Origin of the sequence: Vibrio nitrifigilis, assembly GCF_015686695.1 — a bacterium.
In the GTDB taxonomy this organism is placed as follows: domain Bacteria; phylum Pseudomonadota; class Gammaproteobacteria; order Enterobacterales; family Vibrionaceae; genus Vibrio; species Vibrio nitrifigilis.
This window is the reverse complement of sequence record NZ_JADPMR010000003.1, coordinates 189636-209237: the sequence shown is the minus strand read 5'-3', so window position 1 is coordinate 209237 and position 19602 is coordinate 189636. Positions and strand designations below refer to the sequence as shown.

The window sequence follows — 19602 nt, the reverse complement described above, 5'->3', positions numbered from 1 at the left end:
AGTAACGCGCTGATTACTATAGGGTGTTCACATGAGTTTGGCACATGAACTGGAGTTAAATTCTCAAACAGAGCTGTTAGAACGATTGCAGTTATTAACCCGCTTTGGTTCTAATTTAGTGAATGTGTTTGGTGTCGAAGGATCAGGCAAGTCTTGGTTAGCTCAACGTTATCTAGAACAGTGGGCTGATGATAAAAACCAAGCCTTGCTGATGTGTCACCCTAATCAAAGCGATGAACAGCATCGCACAACGATTCTTTCCCAATTGGTTTCTGAACCACTTTTCGATCCTAAAGATTCTCTCTCCGATAGTTTTGCTCAGTTATTTGCTGAAACAGGTTGCGATATCGTTGTCACCATTGACGATGCCCATCTTTTATCCGAAGCACTTGTCTCTGAATTATGGATGTGGATTCTTGAAAGTCAGGCAAATCCGCTCTGGACGGTGAACGTTGTGCTTTTTGTCGAGTCTAACCGTTTAGAGCCGTTATTAACACGTTTAAGTTACGGCCAAGAACAGAAACCAATCGACCTTGAAATTGAGCAGCTTAGTGAAGAAGAAGCTGATCGATTATTCGAAAATCGGGTAATGCGTTACGTTGATGATTCGATGGAACGAAGAGCACGTAATGCTTATAAAAAGGTCAAACGTATTCCAGGAGATATTATGGCTTTGGCTGAACAAAAAGCTGAAAAGAGAATTGTAATTCGCTCTATTGTCGCTTCCCCTCTTAATTTAACTTTGATTGTTTTAGTGCTACTGCTTTTAATCGGTGGAGGTTATTGGTGGATGCTGTCTCAGCCTCAGCCCGGTGAGCATAACTCAAAGGCGGTTCAAGGTGCTGGAGAACAAGGTAATGCGAACAATCCTGAACAAACGGCGATCCCAACATTACCTGATACTGTACAAAAACCGTCTCAATCGATGACTCAACAATCTGAGGATGAGGCAAATAATGAGAATAGCTCTTCGGCTAACGCTGCAGTATCTATGGATGGGGCAGTAGATGATTCAAGTGCTCTTCCTCCTGATGTTAAAGTAAATAATGAAGGTGTGGGAGAGAGCGAAGATAACCAGCAACGTGTTGTAATCGACTCTAATGTTGTTGATAAGCTGATGGAAGATAATGCGTCATCGGCTGACACAAAAGCAATTGATGCGGTTGTGGATCAATCCCGTTCAACAGAAGAAACGGCTCCCGCTTCTAAATCTGTGCCATCTGACCAATCTTTTGCTTTGGCTCGTCAAGCACTTAAAGAGATGTCACCAAGAAGCTACACCTTACAACTCGCGGCTGTAAAATCATTACCTGAAGTACAAAGCTTTTTAAGTCAGTACCAGCTGGAAGGTAAAGTGAATGTCTACCCAACCATTCGTAATAGCGAGCAGTGGTACATCATCACTTATGAAAACTACCCAACCATTCAACTGGCCCGTGATGCAGTGGATACACTCCCTGGACGTCTGCAAGCGCTTGGTCCTTGGGCTAAATCTTTGAGTCAAGTTCATCGAGAGCTAGATCGGGTGAAATAATCCTGAGCTCGAGCCAAAAATATGTTACATTCCGCAGCCTTATTTAGTGGTGATTGAATTAGAGCAGTAGATGAAGAAGCAGCGTGCCTTTTTAAAATGGGCTGGCGGTAAGTTTGGCCTGGTTGAAGACATACAACGTCATCTTCCCGACGCTAACGAATTGGTAGAACCGTTCGTTGGCGCTGGTTCTATATTTCTGAATACGGATTACGAACGCTACATTTTAGCAGACATCAATCCGGACTTAATCAATCTTTACAACCTCCTTAAAACGGAGCCTGATCGCTATATTGAAGAGGCTCGCCGTTGGTTTATTCCAGAGAATAATCGGAAAGAAGCGTATCTTGATGTACGTAAGCAGTTTAATGATACCTCCGATACCTTCTATCGTTCGTTAGCCTTCTTATATATGAACCGTTTTGGTTTTAATGGCTTATGCCGTTACAACAAAAAAGGCGGTTTTAATGTGCCGTTCGGCTCTTATAAAAAACCCTACTTCCCAGAAAAAGAGTTGGAATTTTTTGCTGAAAAAGCCAAAAAAGCCGAGTTTATTTGTACGGGGTATGAAGAGTCGTTTGCGAAAGCGTCTCAGGGGAGCGTTGTGTATTGTGATCCTCCTTACGCACCTTTATCCAATACAGCGAATTTTACGTCTTATGCGGGTAATGGTTTCACGCTAGACGATCAAGCAAAGCTGGCAGACATTGCAGAAAAGACTGCCGGAGAGCGGGGCATTCCTGTTCTAATCTCTAACCACGACACAATTTTAACTCGCCGTTTGTACCATGGGGCGAAACTGAGTGTGGTTAAGGTGAAACGAACTATCAGTCGTAATGGTGCTGGCCGCAATAAAGTGGATGAGTTACTCGCTCTGTTTAATACAAAAAGTGTCGAACAAGTCGATTCTGAGTAAAAAGCGTTTTGTCTCTGAGTGTAATGCTGGGATCTGCTCGCCCCCTTAGGTAGAATGTTGAACATCGTTTGTTCAGTTTGCATTGATTACCTTAAGAGGTCAGGAATGAAAGATTTTATCATTGCGCCATCTATACTCTCCGCGGATTTAGCTCGATTAGGCGAAGACGTTGAACGCGTTCTTGCTGCTGGAGCGGATGTTGTTCACTTCGATGTGATGGACAACCACTACGTTCCCAACCTTACTTTTGGTGCTCCTGTATGTAAGGCGTTACGTGATTATGGGATTACAGCACCGATCGATGTCCATCTAATGGTTAAGCCTGTTGACCGAATCATCCCTGATTTTGCCAAAGCTGGCGCTTCAATGATTACTTTTCATGTTGAAGCATCTGACCATGTTGATCGTACTTTGCAATTGATTAAAGAGCACGGCTGTAAAGCGGGTGTCGTGATCAATCCTGCTACTCCACTGCATTACCTTGACCATATTATGGATAAAATCGATATGATTTTATTGATGTCGGTAAACCCTGGTTTTGGTGGCCAAGCCTTTATTCCTCATACTCTAGATAAGCTTCGAGCAGTACGCCAGCGCATTGCACATAGCGGGCATAATATCCGTTTGGAAATTGACGGTGGCGTGAAAATTGACAATATTCGCGAAATTGCGGAAGCTGGAGCGGATGTATTTGTCGCGGGTTCAGCCATTTTTGGTCAACCTGACTATAAAGCGGTGATTGATGAGATGCGTGCTGAGCTTGCTCAAGTGGTTAAATGTAAATCTGAAAACCTTCCCGATCGTTCATAACATCGGTCATGGTAAGTATATCAATCGTATGAGGGGGCGCAGCATGTGTCCCCCATTTGTGTTCACTGATTGGTAACACTCATAAGACTAGGAAACTATTTTGGCTGAAATAAAACTGATTGCTTTTGATTTAGATGGCACTTTACTCGATAGCGTGCCTGACTTGGCGGTTGCGGCTGACCAAGCGGTTCAAGCGCTAGGCTACCCATGTGTAAGCGAAGAGCAAGTCAGAGAGTATGTGGGTAATGGTGCTGATGTTTTAATTGGCCGAGCGCTTAGTCAGGATATTGCAGTATCTCCAACCTTAGATGCTGAGCTATTGCATAAAGCACGTATTCTGTTTGATGATTTCTATGCAGAAACGGGTCATCAACATAGTAGTTTATACCCTAATGTTGTTGAAACTATTGCTGCGCTATATGCTGCAGGTTATACGCTGGCTGTTATTACCAACAAGCCTTCAAAATTTGTGCCTCATATTCTAGAGCAGCACAACATCATTCAGTATTTTACTGATGTGTTGGGAGGGGACGCATTTGAGAAGAAAAAACCCAACCCGATGGCTTTGAATTGGTTATTGGACAAACACCAAGTGTCTGCGGAGCAGATGGTAATGGTTGGTGACTCAAAAAATGATGTGTTAGCCGCCAAAAATGCGGGTTGTATATCATTTGGCCTCACCTATGGATATAACCATGGTGAACCTATTGCTAATGCTGAACCAAACTACGTGGCTGATGACATTAAAGATCTTCTATCGATTGAAGGTATTGAGCTCTAAAATTATCGTTTGCTACTAGCAAAATACTCGTCAATGAGTACACTGGCAAAACCGTATTGTAAAACGTACGATACGGACTAATTATTTTTCTATCGTTGTGTCACAGCAGAGTAGGCGTGCCACGTTAGTATTTGTTTTACTTATTATTTGTAACAAGGAAATCATTCTCATGAGCAAACCCATCGTATTGAGTGGTGTTCAACCGTCAGGTGAACTTAGTATCGGTAACTATTTGGGTGCTCTACGTCAATGGCAACAAATGCAAGACGACTATGATTGCCAATACTGTGTTGTTGATTTGCATGCGATTACCGTTCGCCAAGATCCGAAAGCATTGCATGAAGCGACCTTAGATGCGTTGGCAATTTGTTTAGCCGTTGGTGTTGACCCTAAGAAGAGCACTCTATTTGTTCAGTCTCATGTACCGGAACATGCTCAATTAGGTTGGGTGTTAAATTGTTACACACAAATGGGTGAGCTGAATCGTATGACTCAGTTCAAAGACAAATCGGCTCGTTATGCAAATGATGTGAATGTAGGTTTGTTTGACTATCCAGTATTGATGGCGGCAGACATTCTACTTTATGGTGCTCACCAAGTCCCGGTAGGTAGTGATCAAAAGCAACACTTAGAACTGGCACGTGATATTGCGACACGCTTTAACAACATCTACAGCCCAGAAGCGCCAATCTTTACGGTTCCTGAACCGTATATTCCACAAGTGAATGCACGTGTTATGAGTTTGCAAGATGCGACGAAGAAAATGTCGAAATCAGATGATAACCGTAAAAACGTAATTACCTTGCTTGAAGAGCCTAAATCGATCATCAAGAAAATCAATAAAGCGCAAACAGACGCTGATAATCCACCGCGTATCGCCTATGATCCGGAAAATAAAGCTGGCATTGCTAACCTTATGGGTCTTTACTCGGCTGCAACAGGTAAAACATTTGCTGAGATTGAAGAGCAATATGCTGGTGTAGAGATGTATGGCCCATTTAAGAAAGATGTCGGTGAAGCGTTAGTGGCAATGTTAGAGCCTGTACAAGCAGAATATCATCGAGTACGTAACGACCGCGCTTACTTGGATTCTGTGATGCGTGAAGGGGCTGAAAAAGCGTCTGCGCGTGCTGCGGAAACATTAAAGCAGGTATTCGAAGCGGTTGGTTTCGTTGGTCGTCCATAAGCGACTTTAGATACTAATCTTAAGAGAGGCCTCGGTTTTAGCTGGGGCTTTTTATGTTATACAAGGGTAACCTTGCTCTTATTACAAACTGTTAGTGGATTAAGACGTGCTACTGATTATTGATAACTATGACTCTTTTACCTACAACTTGTACCAATATTTCTGTGAGCTGAAAGCGGAAGTGAAAGTTGTTCGAAATGATGAGGTCACCATCGCTGAGATTGAAGCCATAGCTCCTGATCATTTAGTTATTTCTCCAGGGCCATGTACTCCAAATGAGGCAGGTATATCGCTTGAGGCTATCCGCCATTTTGCCCAAAAATTGCCAATTCTTGGGGTATGTTTGGGTCATCAAGCGATTGCTCAGGCTTTTGGCGGGAATGTCGTTCGAGCTAGGCAAGTTATGCATGGCAAAACATCCGCTATTCGTCATAATAATAAAAGTGTTTTTAATGGGTTAAACAACCCTTTAATCGTGACTCGTTACCACTCTTTAGTGGTGGAGACTTCATCACTACCAGATTGCTTTGAGTTGACTGCTTGGACCGAAAATGGGCAAGGTAATGTGGATGAAATCATGGGGTATCAGCACCGATCATTACCAATACATGCAGTGCAGTTTCATCCTGAATCGATAAAAACTGAGCAAGGTCACGAATTGCTCGCGAACTTTTTAGCGGTGAAGCAGGCGGTTAAATAGCCGTTTATCTTGTTATCAACTGCGTTTTTACTCTTTTCTTAAAAAGAGAGGGAATGAAATTTTATTCGCTCTCTCTTCCATTTGCACTTCTGATGCCTTTTAACTTGTGGTTAAAAAATAAATTTTCACGAAGTGATCGAAATTTGCTTCATAAAATCTTATTATTAGTGCATAAATAATCATTGGTGTTATTTCGGTGCTACGGCATGAATGTGATGACACAATGTGCCACTATCAAATTGGTTTATTTTAAATTGCAATGCTCAGACAGCTTGTCCGCAATATAAAGCTTATAGTTAGTCTAAAATGTAAGTAATTGCTCATAGCTCAGCATGCGTATCTGGAGGGGATGTGCAATGACAGTGAAAAATAGTGTAGAACGTAGTGTATTTGATGAGGTGATGGTGCCTTGTTATAGCCCAATGGATTTCATTCCAGTAAAAGGTCAGGGATCACGCGTTTGGGATCAACAGGATAATGAATATATCGATTTTGCTGGTGGTATTGCGGTAAGTTGTTTAGGTCATTGTCATCCTGCAATGGTGAAAGCGCTCACTGAGCAAGGCAACAAAATTTGGCATTTAAGTAATGTCATGACCAATGAGCCGGCTCTACGTTTGGCGAAGAAGTTAACGGAGTTAACTTTTGCGGAAAAAGTTTTTTTCGCTAATTCAGGTGCAGAAGCAAATGAAGCGGCACTAAAATTAGCTCGTCGTTATGCCGTCGATACTTACGGACCAGAAAAAACAGAAATCTTAGCGTTTGTGCAAGGATTCCATGGCCGTACTTTCTTTACTGTTACGGTGGGTGGGCAATCTCATTATTCAGATGGTTTTGGCCCTAAACCATCTGATATCACCCACATTCCATACAATGATATTGATGCATTGAAAGCGCACATCTCTGATAAAACTTGTGCCGTTATGATGGAGCCACTTCAAGGTGAAGGTGGTATCGTCTCGCCATCTGATGAATTTGCTCAAGCAGTGCGCGAGTTGTGTGATAAACACAATGCGTTACTTATTTTTGATGAAGTGCAAACAGGTAACGGTCGTACAGGCGATTTCTATGCTTACCAAGGTTTGGGTATTACTCCTGATATTTTAAGTACAGCAAAATCATTAGGTGCTGGTTTTCCTATCGGTGCCATTATGACGACCACTAAAATTGCTGAGCATTTCAAAGTTGGTGTTCATGGTTCTACATACGGTGGTAACCCACTAGGTTGCGCTGTTGCAGAAGCGGCGGTCAATATTATTAGCCAACCAGAAACACTGGCAGGCGTAAAAGAACGTGAAACACTTTTCCGTGCGGGATTAGAAAAAATTCACCAAAAATACCACATCTTCTCGGAAGTGCGTGGTAAAGGTTTATTACTTGGTGCCGCATTGAATGAAGCATGGGAAGGTCGTGCACGTGATATTCTTGTTGCTGCTGGTAAAGCAGGATTGATGATGTTGGTGGCTGGGCCAAATGTGTTGCGTTTCACTCCATCATTGATCATTCCTGAACAAGATATTGAAGAAGGTTTAGCTCGCCTAGATAAAGCTATTTCGACACTAGTGTGAGCTGGGGATCGCCATCTCGCTCCATGAGGACTTTGAGCTTCATGGCGATAGACTAGGTAGGGCCCGATTTTTCGGGCCCTTAGCATCTGGAGGATATATTGATGCTAGTTGTTCGCCCTATTGCAATGTCAGATTATGAAGCACTACATACTTGTGCCGTTGAGTCGGGACATGGATTTACTTCTCTTCCGGTTAATGAAGAGCTCTTAAAAAACCGCATTCAACATTCCGAATACAGCTTTGCTAAAGCCAATGTGATTGAGCCCTATGATGAGGGGTACTTGATGGTTGGTTATGATAGTGAAACTGGAGAAATCGCTGGCACGACAGGCATAGAAGCCGCCGTGGGTTGGGATGTCCCTTTCTACTCTTATCACATCAGCACCATTGTGCACCATTCTCGTAAGCTGAATGTGAAAAATACAGTTAAGTTACTGACGTTTGGTAATAACTACACCGGGTATAGCGAAGTCTGCTCACTATTTTTACGGCCACAATTTCGTGGCGGATTAAATGGGCGTTTGCTGTCGAAATGCCGTTTTCTGATGTTAGCAGAGCATCCGCAACGGTTTTCTCAAACCATTTTTGCTGAAATGCGTGGTGTGTGTGATGAGCAAGGTAACTCACCATTTTGGCAATGGCTCCAACAACACTTCTTTTCGATAGATTTCACTATGGCTGATTACCTAACCGGTATTGGAAATAAGGGATTTATCGCTGATTTAATGCCCAAACTGCCGATTTACATTAATCTCCTTAGTAAAGAGGCTCAGGCTGTCATTGGTCAAGTCCATGACAACACTAGGCCCGCGCTAAGCCTCTTGAAAAAAGAGGGCTTCGTGTGTCGAAACTATGTGGATATTTTCGATGCCGGACCTGCTGTTGAGTGTGATTTAGAACATATCGCTTCGGTGCGAGATTCACTGCGTTTAAAGGTAAAAGTGGTAGAGCACACCAGTGCTCAATGGTTTCTTATTGCTAACACTAGCTTTACTCAGTTTAGGGCAACAGCCGCGAAGGCAGCTGTGAATCATGAGAACCATAGTGTCATGTTAGCCCCTGATGTTGCCGCTGCTTTACAGGTACAAGACGATGATTTCGTCCGGGTGTTAGCACAATAACGAGGAGTAAGTCATGACAGTAAACCAATTGTTTGACAGCTTATGGCTGGATTACACCACTCGCTTGTGTCCGTCGGCAGAAAAGGTCCATCACTTATTACAGGAGGACACGCCACTCATTAATGATCATATTGCTCTGAGAACGTTTAAAAGCGATCACTTAGGTATTGAAGCGTTGGCAAAAACGTTTATTGCATTGGGTTATGAGATGGGCGGTGAATATCATTTTCGGGAGAAAAAGCTCTATGCTCGGCACTACCAACATCCGGCTCCAAGTTTACCAAAAGTGTTCATTAGTGAATTATTGGTTGAACAATTAACGTTGGAAGCCCAACAAATTATTGCGTCGCTATTGGGGCAAAGTGAAGAGTTAGATATAGCATCAGGGGCATTTTTGTATCGAGGGCGACCTTGGTCTATCACCATTGATGACTATAAGCAGTTAGCTCTAGAGAGTGAATATGCCAGTTGGCTCGCTGCGCATGGATATGGTGCTAATCATTTTACAGTGAGTGTGAATCAGCTAAAGGCATTTGATGAGGTAAGCACTGTGAATGCATTCTTGCGTCAGCAAGGTTTTGCTATCAACCAATCTGGTGGTGAGGTTAAAGGTTCACCGGAAGTGTGTTTAGAGCAATCCTCCACGCTTGCAGATACGGTTAATGTGACATTTAGTGATGGTGTGTTGTCGATTCCAGGTGGCTTTTATGAATTTGCCAAACGTTATCAGCAACCGGATGGTCAACTCTATCAAGGGTTTGTTGAAGCATCCGCCAATAAGATTTTTGAAAGTACTCATCGGCAACGCTGAGTCAGCTTTCTTGGATTACCCACTAAGAAAAAGCCACCTGCGAAAGGTGGCTTTACATATTCATATGCTTGTTAAAAAGAATTAACGTGTGCCGTATACCACGATAGTTTTACCGTGTGCGGAAATAAGGTTTTGTTCTTCAAGCATTTTAAGAATACGACCAACAGTTTCGCGAGAACAACCCACGATTTGACCGATTTCTTGACGAGTAATTTTAATTTGCATACCGTCTGGGTGAGTCATTGCATCTGGCTGTTTCGCTAGATTCAATAGTGTTTGTGCAATGCGGCCAGTTACGTCAAGGAATGCAAGATCACCAACTTTTTGGCTAGTAACTTGTAGACGACGTGCCATTTGCCCTGATAAACGCATTAGAATATCTGGGTTTACTTGGATTAACTGACGGAATTTCTTAAATGAAATTTCTGCCACTTCACATGGTGATTTAGCACGAACCCAGGCTGTACGCTCTTGACCTTCTTCGAAAAGACCAAGTTCGCCGATAAAATCACCCTGATTTAGATAGGAAAGAATCATCTCCTTACCTTCTTCATCTTTGATCAATACCGCAACAGAACCTTTGACGATGTAATACAACGTTTCTGCCTTTTCACCCGCGTGTATCAAAGTGCTCTTTGATGGGTATTTGTGAATATGACAGTGTGAAAGAAACCACTCTAATGTTGGGTCTGTTTGAGGTTTACCTAGAACCATAATATCTCACTTCCTCTGCAGGGTACGCTTGCCGCTATCCATAATTTAGCGAAGCCTTATTCAGGCTTACTAGAATAAGAAGAGTTTGGATTCACTGCAAGTTATCTTGTTTCCGTTAAAGAATAGTATCCTTTTTCACTTCGAATTTCTTGACTTTAATCGTGTCGTTTGGCCGAATTTTTGCGCAAAAACGTGCTTATGATCACGGTATGAAAAGTAAGCGAAATTCGTATGTGATGAATCAACCAATTTTACCGCTTTCTATGAGTTGTTGCAGGATCGGTCTCACGATTAATTCCATTGCAAAACTCATTTTCCCCCCAGGAACGACAATGGTGTTATGCCGAGACATAAAGGATCCATCTATCATTGCTAGCAAGTAGGGAAAATCGACATTTTTTATCCCGCGAAGTCTGATTACGACAAAACTTTCATCTAAACTTGGAATGCCCTTCGCATTTAATGGGTTTGACGTATCTACTGTGGGTACTCGCTGAAAATTGATATGAGTACGAGAAAACTGCGGGGTAATATAATTTAAATAATCATCCATCGAGCGTACGATGGAATCCATCACTGCTTCTCGAGAATGCCCACGATCTCGGGTATCTCGAACGTACTTTTGAATCCACTCTAAGTTAACAATTGGTACCATACCGATCAGAAAATCAACATGTTGTGACACATTGACGTCACCATCGACGACACCACCGTGTAGTCCTTCGTAAAAAAGCACATCGGTATTACTTGGAATATCTTGCCAAGGTGTAAAGGTGCCAGGCATTTGGTTGTATGGTACGGCTTCATCAAAGGTATGAAGATAGCGACGTATTTGGCCTGTTCCGCTTTTTCCATATTGGCGGAAAAAGTCTTCTAATGCAGGAAAGTTATTAGCCTGAGGGCCAAAATAGCTGATATGGCGGCCTTGTTCACGAGCTTTACGAATTTCGACATCCATTTCTGGACGAGTAAAACGGTGAAAGCTATCGCCTTCAACCCAAGCAGGTTGCACCGACATCATATTGAACATTTTTCGGAACGCTTCCGAAGTTGTTGTTGTTCCGGCTCCTGATGAACCTGTTACAGCAATAATGGGGTGTTTCGCTGACATGACAAACCTTGTCTAGTGATCCTGAACAGGAAATTCCTAATAGTGGATTCACTATAGCATGGAATTTCCAACCTTTTTGGGGATTTACTGATGCTTAAGCTTTATGTCTACAGTTTCATGTAATTCGGAATAAAATACTACCGCATCTCCCGTTTGGATTTGATGCTTTACCTGATCGACTTTCTGTTGCAGTGGTATTTCATGGTCACCGTAATCGGTTCCTTCACGTAGGACGAACTCGCGAATCAAATTTTCAAGTGTCTCTGGATCAATTTGCTGCCAAGGAACAATCATTCTTCACCTCTGTTTTTTTCTGAAGTCATTATACCTCAGTTAGCTAGAGATATTCTTGATAGTATTGGGGGAGTGTTTCTTCTAACCACATTTGGGGTTGGTTCCAGCTGCCCGTAATAAACCCTACATGCCCACCATGCTCAGTCAGCTGATAATCCAAATTTTTGGGTAGCGTGAAGGTTGGAATGATTTCATCAGTCATGAATGGGTCATCTTGTGCTTGAATCAGTCGCGTTGGAATGGTGATATCTGATAAGCGCGGTAACCCTGAACAGCGTTGATAGTAATCTTGCGCATCGCGAAAACCATGCAGTGGGGCGGTAATCAAATCATCAAAATCGATAAGCCGTGTGACTTGTTTTATTTGGGCCGCAGTAATACCTAATGCTTCTTTCATCTTCTGGTGCTTCAGGAGTGCAGTGTTTTTTAGCGAGCTAAGTAAGTAATTGCGATACAGGCGAGAGAATCCACGTTCAATACGTTGGGAACACGCGCCTAATTCAAGCGGGGCTGAGATGATAGTGGCTCCCGATACTATGGGATCATCATTGTATTGGGCTAAATAGTTCACCAGCATATTGCCACCGAGTGAAACACCTGCTGCGACAATTGGGCGATTTGGGCAACGTTCGCGAACATATTCTAATACTTGCCTTGCATCTCCGGTTTCACCCGAGTGGTAAGCTCGGGCAAGATTATTTGGCCTTCCACTACAGCCACGAAAGTGCATCATCACACTGAGCCAGCCCTGTTTCGCAAAGGCGTTCATCAAGCCGTGAGCATATGGGCTGAAAAAACTCCCTTCCAACCCATGAAAAAGCACAAAAACTGGTTTGGTAAGGGATTCGAGTTGACGATAATCTTCACTCCAAACAAGATCGAGAAAATCACCGTCCGGTGTATCTATGGTTTGCCAGTGTGGTGATAGTAGTGGTTTGCGGCGAAATAAGCGCGGCAGCAAAGTTTGTAAGTGAGCGTTAGTTATGCCGTGAGCAGCAACAAATGAAGGCATGGTATGCACCTGAATCAAGAAACAACGAATTAGGATTTAGAAGAGAAAGGCTCAATAGGTTTGGAAAAAATACGACCTAAGTGCTCCGCACCTAGATGACGACAATAACGAGCGGCGAGAGCAGGAGTATCTGTCGTGGCAAGGGAAAGATTGGCGATACAGTGAACCAAATCAGACTGCTGTTGTTTTTCTAATTGTAATTCAAACTGCAACGCTTCGCGGTATAAGGTTTCGGGAACGGATAGCTTCAGCTTTCGCCTCAGTTCCCGATAGCTATGCAGCAAGGTTTCTGAACTACTCAAACAGTCTGAAACGGTTGGCCAGTCGTGCTCGGCAAACGTTAACTTCTCTTCATCAAGCCATTTCAATAGCAGCAATAAGTTAACGTTGCCGTGGAAATTATTCTGTAGGCTTAAACACGCTTCTTTCACCTCGCGCACGCTGTAATACTGGAGGCTAAATTGCCACAAGCGTTCGAGCGTTAAGGTGGTCGTGACGTGTTTTTGGCTCATCAGCTATTAAATTCCTTTTCCATTTCTTCGAGTGTTTCTTGCTCTGCCATCCAGTCCATCTCTACTTCTTCAAGCTCGGATTTACTATTGGCTTGTACCGCGAGTATTTCCGTAAGTTTAGCTTTATTTTCGCTTTCATAAAGGCTGGAGTCAGATAACTGTTCTTCAGCCTTTGAGATAATGGTGTTTAACTTATCCATTTTCTCTTCTAGCTGTGTCAGCTTCTTGCGAATTGGTGCGGTTTGTTTACGAAATTCGGCTTCACGGCGCTTTTGTTCTTTTTTCGCAACGGCACTATTTGCATTGGATTTACTGTCGCTTTGTCCGGCGGCTTCTTTCCGAATTGCTCGGTGTTGCTCAGTGAGCCATTTATAGTAATCGGTTAAATCACCATTAAATGGTTCTACTTGATGATCATGAACTAGGTAAAGATCATCGGTGGTCGCCCGCAATAAGTAACGGTCGTGGCTGACAATCACCATTGCACCTTCATAACTTTGTAATGCGAGCGTTAGAGCTTGACGCATATCGAGATCAAGGTGGTTGGTTGGTTCGTCGAGCAGAAGTAGGTTAGGTTTTTGCCAAACCAGCAGTGCTAACACTAGACGAGCCTTTTCCCCACCAGAGAATGGCCCGACAGGATCTAACGCTTTATCTCCTTGGAAACCAAAACTCCCTAAATAATCGCGTAATTGTTGCTCGGTCTGATCGGGCGCAATTTGCATCATATGCTGGAGTGGGGTTTCTTCTGGATGTAAGGTTTCTAATTGATGCTGGGCAAAGTAACCAATTTTTACACCTTGCGAGTACGTTAATTCACCCGCTTGAGGATTCAGATCGCCAGAAAGCAGTTTGATTAATGTGGATTTACCCGCACCGTTGCGGCCAAGAAGGCCAATTCGGCTACCCGGAACTAGGTTAAGACGAATTTTATCCAAAATGAGCTTATCGCCGTAGCCGGCGCAAACTTCATCCATCATTAAGATAGGGTTAGGCAGCGCATGAGGTTCACGAAATTCAAAGCTAAATGGGTTATCAAATTGCGCTGGTAGCGTTTTTTCCATTTTTTCTAAGGCTTTGATTCGACTCTGTGCTTGGCGAGCTTTGGACGCCTTGTAACGGAAGCGATCGATGTAGCTTTGCATATGCGACATCTGTTTCTGTTGCTTCTCATACATCGCTTGTTGTTGCAGCAGTTTCTGTGCACGTTGTTCTTCGAATGAAGAGTAGTTGCCGGTGTACTCGTTGAGCTTTTGGTTTTCAATGTGAATGATGCGGCCTACGATCGGATCAAGGAAATCACGGTCGTGCGAAATAATAACCAAAGTGCCCGGATAGGTTTGTAGCCAACGTTCTAGCCACATCACCGCATCAAGATCTAAGTGGTTGGTTGGCTCATCGAGCAGCAGTAAATCAGAGCGACATAACAGAGCTTGGGCTAAGTTTAAACGCATACGCCAACCCCCAGAGAATTGTGTGAGACACCAATTCATCTGTTCTTGACTAAAGCCTAGGCCATCCAATAGCTCAGCGGCGCGTGCTTGGATACTGTAACCGCCGACAGTTTCGATCTTGCCATGTAACTCTGCGACACGTGTACCTTGATCTTTGGCTTCTGCTTCAGCCAGTTGTCGTTCTAGATCACGATATTCACGATCTCCATCAATAACATAATCTAATGCGGTTCGTTCTAATGCTGGTGTTTCTTGAGAAACCCATGCTAATTCCCAGCTAGAAGGCTGGCTAATTGAACCTGCATCGATAGACAGTTCGTCTTTCATCAAAGCAAAGAGGGTGGATTTACCGCAGCCATTTTTACCGACCAAGCCCACTTTATCGCCTGGGTGAATGGTGGCTGAGGCGCCATCAAGCAGCGGCTTACCGCCACGAAGTAACTGTATGTCAGAGAAGATAATCATAAATTTCGCTTTTCCTCAGGTTTGCGCGAGGAATAGTAGGGGTTATGAGGTGAAATGTCGATTGTTATACCAAAGTATGGATAAATAACCTTTGTGTTCAGATATGGCTGAATCCTACCCAATAAAGGATAAAATAGTGGGTAAAGTTCAATTGCTTATGTGCTTATCTTGCAGTCGCTTGATGATAGGTTATGATGCTAGTAACAAATAAATAACATAAGGAGTTGTGTTAGAGAATGGTGATGTCGCTAGATGCAGGGAAGCCAATACCTAAAGTATTGATAATTTATGCTCATCCCGATCCCGATCAATCTAAAGCCAATAAAGCGCTGATCAAAAAGATCCGCTCACTTAAACACGTCACTATTTTAGATCTCTACGCAACGTACCCAGATTTCTTTATTGATATTCATGCTGAGCATCAACGTTTACTCTCTCATGATGTCATTGTTTTTCAACATCCACTCTACATGTATTCCTGCCCAGCGCTGTTAAAAGAGTGGATAGATACGGTACTCGGTAAGGGGTTTGCTTTTGGGGAATCTAGTGCCTTAAAAGGGAAATATTGGCGCAGTGTTATTACTACTGGAGGGCGAGAGCAAGCATTCGGCGAGCAAGGTTATAACCGCTATTCTCTTAATCAAATTCTGCAACCTTTTGAATTGACCGCCTCTCTATGCCAAATGGAGTGGGTTGAACCGCTCGTTCTTTATTGGGCTCGAAACGTCACTGATTTAGAGCGTTACCAACATGCTGAGAAATATCGCCAATGGCTCATCAATCCACTGAACAATTAAGGAGTCGCCATGGAATCGACGACAAGTGAATTACTACAAAGTGGAGCGATATTCTTAACTGCTGCGGTTGTCGCAGTCCCACTAGCTCAAAGGGCGGGATTAGGTTCCGTTATTGGTTACTTGCTGGCTGGTGTGGTTATTGGCCCGTGGGGGTTAGGGTTAATCAGTGATGTGGATGCCATCCTTCATTTCGCTGAATTTGGCGTTGTATTGCTGCTGTTTTTGATTGGATTGGAACTGAACCCGAAGAAGCTATGGCAAATGCGTATGCCAATCTTGGGGCTGGGTGGTGCTCAAGTTGTTGTGACCACAGGGATCTTATCGAGTATCGCTTCAATGGCTGGCTTAGATTGGCGTACCAGTTTAGTGATTGGCATGGGGTTGGCACTCTCTTCTACAGCCATTGCACTGCGTGTGATTGAAGAGCAAGAATTAACCCACACAGAGACAGGACAAAGTGGATTCTCAGTGCTGCTGTTTCAAGATATCGCGGTGATTCCTATGTTGGCATTAATGCCGGTATTGGCGGGAAACTCTGGAGGTACTTGGATCGATGGCGTATGGATGATTGCTGGTATTGTTGGCTTAATGGTTGGCGGCCATTTTCTGTTAAGTCCGATATTTCGTTACATCATTTTGAGTGGTGTGCGCGAGCTATTTACGGTTGCAGCATTGCTGTTGGTGATTGGTATTGCGCTAATGATGGAACAAATCGGGCTTTCTATGGCGCTTGGGGCATTTATCGCTGGGGTGTTATTAGCGGAAAGTGAATTTCGTCATGAACTAGAGATTGCAATTGAACCATTCAAGGGATTGTTACTCGGATTGTTTTTTATCGCGGTTGGGATGTCTGTCGACTTAGGGTTACTGTTGGTTGAGCCGTGGTTAATTTTGCAGGCTGTGGTTGGGTTGGTCGTCATTAAGGGAGCGATTTTATATCTCCTAGCAAGAATTGTTGGTACTGGCGCGAAAGCGCGTAGCAATATGGCCGCTATTTTGAGCCAAGGTGGAGAGTTCGCTTTTGTTATTTTTACCGCAGCGAATGCAGAGCAACTTTTGTCTCGGGATCTGGTGTCATTTTTATTAGTTGTTGTGAGTTTATCTATGGTTACCACACCACTATTGCTGAGTATTCAAAAGCGCTGGTTTGCTCGTTCTCTTAATCAAACGACTCATGATGATTCAATGCCTGTTGATGTTGAAGATAAAGAACCTCGCGTTATCATTGCGGGTTTTGGCCGTTTTGGGCAAATTGTTGGCCGTTTGATGTCGGCCAATAAAATTAAAGTGACTGTGCTTGAAAGTGATGCCAGTCAGATTCGGCTGTTACGTAAATTTGGTTATCAAGTATTTTATGGTGACGCATCGAACTTAGAACTGTTGCGCGTTGCAGGGGCAGAAAAGGCAGAAGCCATTGTCATTTGTACTGACGTTCCAGATGAAGTGATGAAAATTGTCGATTTATGCCAGCATCATTTTCCGCAACTCAAAATATTAGCCCGAGCTCGTAGCCGAGTTGAGGCTTACCAGCTAATCAGCCAGGACGTAGAAGGCTATTCACGAGAGACGTTTCTTGGGGCATTAGAATTGGGACGTAAGACTTTAGTCTCTTTGGGAATGCATCCATATCAAGCAAAACGAGCCGAAGCACATTTTCAACGTTTAGATACTGCTATGCTGACCAAATTGCTGCCACAGCATATGGAAGATAAGAAAATGACCCTAAGAGCCAAAGAAGCGCGCCAAGAACTCGAAGAGATATTTGGTCGCGAAATGGAGAATGATCGTATCGGTCGTGGCTATTGGGATGAGGAGTAGATCAAGTCGTGACAAACAAAAAGCGTTTTATTGCAGGGGCAAGTTGTCCATCCTGTCATTCGCAAGATACACTTCGTTGGTGGATTGAAAATAACATCGAGCTGGTAGAGTGCGTCGAATGTGGCTACTCTGAGCAGCGTAAACCGCAGTCTGTCGAAAAGGCAGGTAGAACCAGTGAACAGATGATAGGAATCTTTAAGCCAGAATAATCATTTGAGTTTCTGCTGAGGATCTTCATAATATCGCCCATCTTATATGTATGCTTGGGTCAGTTCACTGATGCTAAGAGCAATAAACTCCTTGGAGCTTGTATGAAAATTGAAAAGAACGTGGTAGCCGCTTTGGCATACCAAGTGAAACTAGAAGATGGTGTTGTTGTAGATCAGTCAACTACTGATGCGCCTCTAGAATACCTTCACGGTAACAACAACCTAATCACTGGTTTGGAACGTGAACTTGAAGGCAAAGTTGCAGGCGATAAGTTCTCTGCGACATTTGCTCCTGAAGATGCTTACGGTGAACACAGCGATGATCTAGTTCAACGCGTTCCTGCGAACGTGTTCCAAGGTGTTGACGAACTAGAAGTTGGTATGCGTTTTCTAGCGGATACAGACCAAGGTCCAATCCCTGTAGAAATCACTGAAGTTGATGGCGATGAAGTTGTTGTTGACGGTAACCACATGCTTGCTGGTCAAACTCTAACGTTTGACGTTGAAGTGGTTGCAGTTCGTGAAGCAACTGCTGAAGAAATCGATCATGGCCATGTTCACCAAGCGCATGGTCACGACCACGATCATGGCGAAGGTTGCTGTGGTGGTAACGGTGGTTGCGGTTGTTCTCACTAAGAACAAACGTTACGCTGGAATAAAATATTCCTCTAAGTAATAAATACTTATAAACGCTGTTGAGCTCTGCTTAGCAGCGTTTTTTTGTTGACTCTGCAGAAAAAATCGACAAACTCGTATAAAAAGCACAATTATACTGGGAGTTTACATGTCGCAACCTTTCTCTATCGCTATTCATGGCGGCGCAGGCACGATTTTGCGTGAAAACATGAGTGAAGATCTTAAACAGTCTATTTTGGCGGATTTAGAAAAATCAGTTCAAGCAGGGCACCATATTTTAGCGAATGGGGGAACTGCTGTTGATGCAGTTGTTGCTGCGGTAAAGGTGATGGAAGATTCTCCCAACTTTAATGCAGGCCACGGGGCAGTATTAACTCATAAAGAGATGGTTGAAATGGATGCCTCTGTAATGGACGGTAGTAATTCTAACGCTGGTGCTATTGCTGGTGTTCGCCATATTAAAAACCCGATTGAGCTGGCTCGTGATGTCATGCTTCATAGCGACCATGTTTTTTTAATGGGAGAGGGGGCTGAAGAGTTCGCATTCCAGCATGATTATGCTTTCACAGAACAAGACTATTTCTTCACAGATCGTCGTTATGAGCAGTTGCTGGCGATGAAAAAGCAGGGACATGTTGCTTTATCAGAAGCAAAATACCCAGATGATCGCAAACATGGCACCGTTGGCGCTGTCGCATTGGACCAGCATGGCAATCTCGCCGCAGCAACAAGTACCGGTGGGATCACGAATAAGAAATTTGGTCGTATTGGTGATTCACCTATCATTGGTGCAGGAACAGTAGCAGAAAATAATAATGTTGCGGTTTCTTGTACTGGGATGGGGGAATTTTTTATTCGTAAAATGGTAGCTGGTGATGTCGCAGCACGAATGAAATACTTGAAAGAAGATGTGGCGACGGCATGTGAGACGATCATTCAAGGCGATCTGAAAACGATCGGTGGTGAAGGTGGTTTGATAGCCATTGATGCGCAAGGGAAAATTCATTTTGCGATGAATAGTTCGGGGATGTATCGTGCCGCAATCGATTGCGATGGGCAATTGTCGGTAAAAATCTATTCGGACGAATAATTGCGCTTAAATAACCAAAAGTAATAACTAGTACTGATCTTATGATTTTTTCATGCTTAAAAAGTG

20 protein-coding genes are annotated in these 19602 nt (G+C 43.4%); 14 read left to right on the top strand and 6 right to left on the bottom strand.

The genetic code is table 11. From position 1 onward, the window contains the following. Nucleotides 1-31 precede the first annotated feature (31 nt). From I1A42_RS14915 to I1A42_RS14875, 9 genes are all read left to right on the top strand, one after another. On the top strand, nucleotides 32-1534 hold the full coding sequence (locus tag I1A42_RS14915; protein WP_161153614.1) for an SPOR domain-containing protein: 1503 nt from the start codon (nucleotides 32-34) through the stop codon (nucleotides 1532-1534). Between the two features lie 70 nt (nucleotides 1535-1604). Beyond that, nucleotides 1605-2447, top strand: a complete 843-nt coding sequence (locus tag I1A42_RS14910) for a Dam family site-specific DNA-(adenine-N6)-methyltransferase (protein ID WP_196123925.1) — start codon at nucleotides 1605-1607, stop codon at nucleotides 2445-2447. A gap of 105 nt (nucleotides 2448-2552) precedes the next feature. Then, nucleotides 2553-3257: a ribulose-phosphate 3-epimerase gene (gene rpe / locus I1A42_RS14905; RefSeq protein ID WP_161153616.1), complete on the top strand. Its 705-nt coding sequence runs from the start codon at nucleotides 2553-2555 to the stop codon at nucleotides 3255-3257. A gap of 100 nt (nucleotides 3258-3357) precedes the next feature. Next, nucleotides 3358-4038, top strand: coding sequence for a phosphoglycolate phosphatase (locus tag I1A42_RS14900; RefSeq protein ID WP_196123924.1), 681 nt, complete (start codon nucleotides 3358-3360; stop codon nucleotides 4036-4038). A 169-nt stretch (nucleotides 4039-4207) separates the two neighbouring features. Further along, nucleotides 4208-5224, top strand: a complete 1017-nt coding sequence (gene trpS / locus I1A42_RS14895) for a tryptophan--tRNA ligase (RefSeq protein WP_161153618.1) — start codon at nucleotides 4208-4210, stop codon at nucleotides 5222-5224. A 106-nt stretch (nucleotides 5225-5330) separates the two neighbouring features. Then, nucleotides 5331-5924, top strand: coding sequence for an aminodeoxychorismate/anthranilate synthase component II (locus tag I1A42_RS14890; RefSeq protein ID WP_196123923.1), 594 nt, complete (start codon nucleotides 5331-5333; stop codon nucleotides 5922-5924). Nucleotides 5925-6280: 356 nt separating this feature from the next. Continuing rightward, the gene (locus I1A42_RS14885; protein WP_196123922.1) at nucleotides 6281-7492 is read left to right on the top strand and encodes an aspartate aminotransferase family protein; all 1212 of its coding nucleotides are present in this window, start codon (nucleotides 6281-6283) and stop codon (nucleotides 7490-7492) included. A 101-nt stretch (nucleotides 7493-7593) separates the two neighbouring features. Then, entirely contained in the window at nucleotides 7594-8613 is a 1020-nt protein-coding gene (gene astA / locus I1A42_RS14880; protein WP_196123921.1) for an arginine N-succinyltransferase, read from the top strand. Nucleotides 8614-8626: 13 nt separating this feature from the next. Continuing rightward, the gene (locus I1A42_RS14875) at nucleotides 8627-9424 is read left to right on the top strand and encodes a DUF1338 domain-containing protein (RefSeq protein ID WP_196123920.1); all 798 of its coding nucleotides are present in this window, start codon (nucleotides 8627-8629) and stop codon (nucleotides 9422-9424) included. Between the two features lie 81 nt (nucleotides 9425-9505). On the opposite strand, the gene crp is transcribed toward I1A42_RS14875, so the two are convergent. The 6 genes from crp to I1A42_RS14845 all read right to left on the bottom strand — a co-directional run bounded on the left by crp (nucleotide 9506) and on the right by I1A42_RS14845 (nucleotide 14986). Continuing rightward, a complete protein-coding gene (gene crp, locus I1A42_RS14870) occupies nucleotides 9506-10138 on the bottom strand; it encodes a cAMP-activated global transcriptional regulator CRP (RefSeq protein ID WP_004728582.1) in 633 nt (210 codons plus the stop codon). Between the two features lie 241 nt (nucleotides 10139-10379). Then, on the bottom strand, nucleotides 10380-11249 hold the full coding sequence (locus I1A42_RS14865) for a phosphoribulokinase (RefSeq protein ID WP_161153623.1): 870 nt from the start codon (nucleotides 11247-11249) through the stop codon (nucleotides 10380-10382). Between the two features lie 84 nt (nucleotides 11250-11333). Next, on the bottom strand, nucleotides 11334-11543 hold the full coding sequence (locus I1A42_RS14860) for a YheU family protein (protein ID WP_161153624.1): 210 nt from the start codon (nucleotides 11541-11543) through the stop codon (nucleotides 11334-11336). A gap of 43 nt (nucleotides 11544-11586) precedes the next feature. Continuing rightward, nucleotides 11587-12555 (bottom strand): hydrolase, encoded by a 969-nt coding sequence (locus I1A42_RS14855; RefSeq protein WP_196123919.1) that lies wholly within the window; start codon nucleotides 12553-12555, stop codon nucleotides 11587-11589. A gap of 29 nt (nucleotides 12556-12584) precedes the next feature. Continuing rightward, complete coding sequence (locus tag I1A42_RS14850) at nucleotides 12585-13067, bottom strand: TIGR02444 family protein (RefSeq protein WP_161153626.1); 483 nt, start codon at nucleotides 13065-13067, stop codon at nucleotides 12585-12587. Further along, nucleotides 13067-14986 carry an ABC transporter ATP-binding protein gene (locus I1A42_RS14845; protein WP_196123918.1) on the bottom strand — a complete coding sequence of 640 codons (1920 nt, stop codon included), beginning with the start codon at nucleotides 14984-14986 and terminating at the stop codon, nucleotides 13067-13069. The genes I1A42_RS14850 and I1A42_RS14845 overlap by 1 nt, the downstream gene beginning before the upstream one ends. 236 nt (nucleotides 14987-15222) lie before the next feature. On the opposite strand from I1A42_RS14845, the gene kefG reads away from it, so the two are divergent. The 5 genes from kefG (at nucleotide 15223) to I1A42_RS14820 (ending at nucleotide 19536) form a co-directional block, all read left to right on the top strand. Further along, nucleotides 15223-15783, top strand: a complete 561-nt coding sequence (kefG, locus tag I1A42_RS14840; RefSeq protein WP_408063535.1) for a glutathione-regulated potassium-efflux system ancillary protein KefG — start codon at nucleotides 15223-15225, stop codon at nucleotides 15781-15783. Between the two features lie 9 nt (nucleotides 15784-15792). After that, the gene (gene kefB / locus I1A42_RS14835) at nucleotides 15793-17601 is read left to right on the top strand and encodes a glutathione-regulated potassium-efflux system protein KefB (RefSeq protein ID WP_196123917.1); all 1809 of its coding nucleotides are present in this window, start codon (nucleotides 15793-15795) and stop codon (nucleotides 17599-17601) included. A gap of 8 nt (nucleotides 17602-17609) precedes the next feature. Beyond that, on the top strand, nucleotides 17610-17810 hold the full coding sequence (locus I1A42_RS14830; RefSeq protein ID WP_161153629.1) for a YheV family putative zinc ribbon protein: 201 nt from the start codon (nucleotides 17610-17612) through the stop codon (nucleotides 17808-17810). 102 nt (nucleotides 17811-17912) lie between these two features. After that, nucleotides 17913-18446 (top strand): peptidylprolyl isomerase, encoded by a 534-nt coding sequence (gene slyD / locus I1A42_RS14825; RefSeq protein WP_196123916.1) that lies wholly within the window; start codon nucleotides 17913-17915, stop codon nucleotides 18444-18446. 148 nt (nucleotides 18447-18594) lie between these two features. Further along, nucleotides 18595-19536 carry an isoaspartyl peptidase/L-asparaginase family protein gene (locus I1A42_RS14820; protein ID WP_196123915.1) on the top strand — a complete coding sequence of 314 codons (942 nt, stop codon included), beginning with the start codon at nucleotides 18595-18597 and terminating at the stop codon, nucleotides 19534-19536. Nucleotides 19537-19602: the final 66 nt, after the last annotated feature.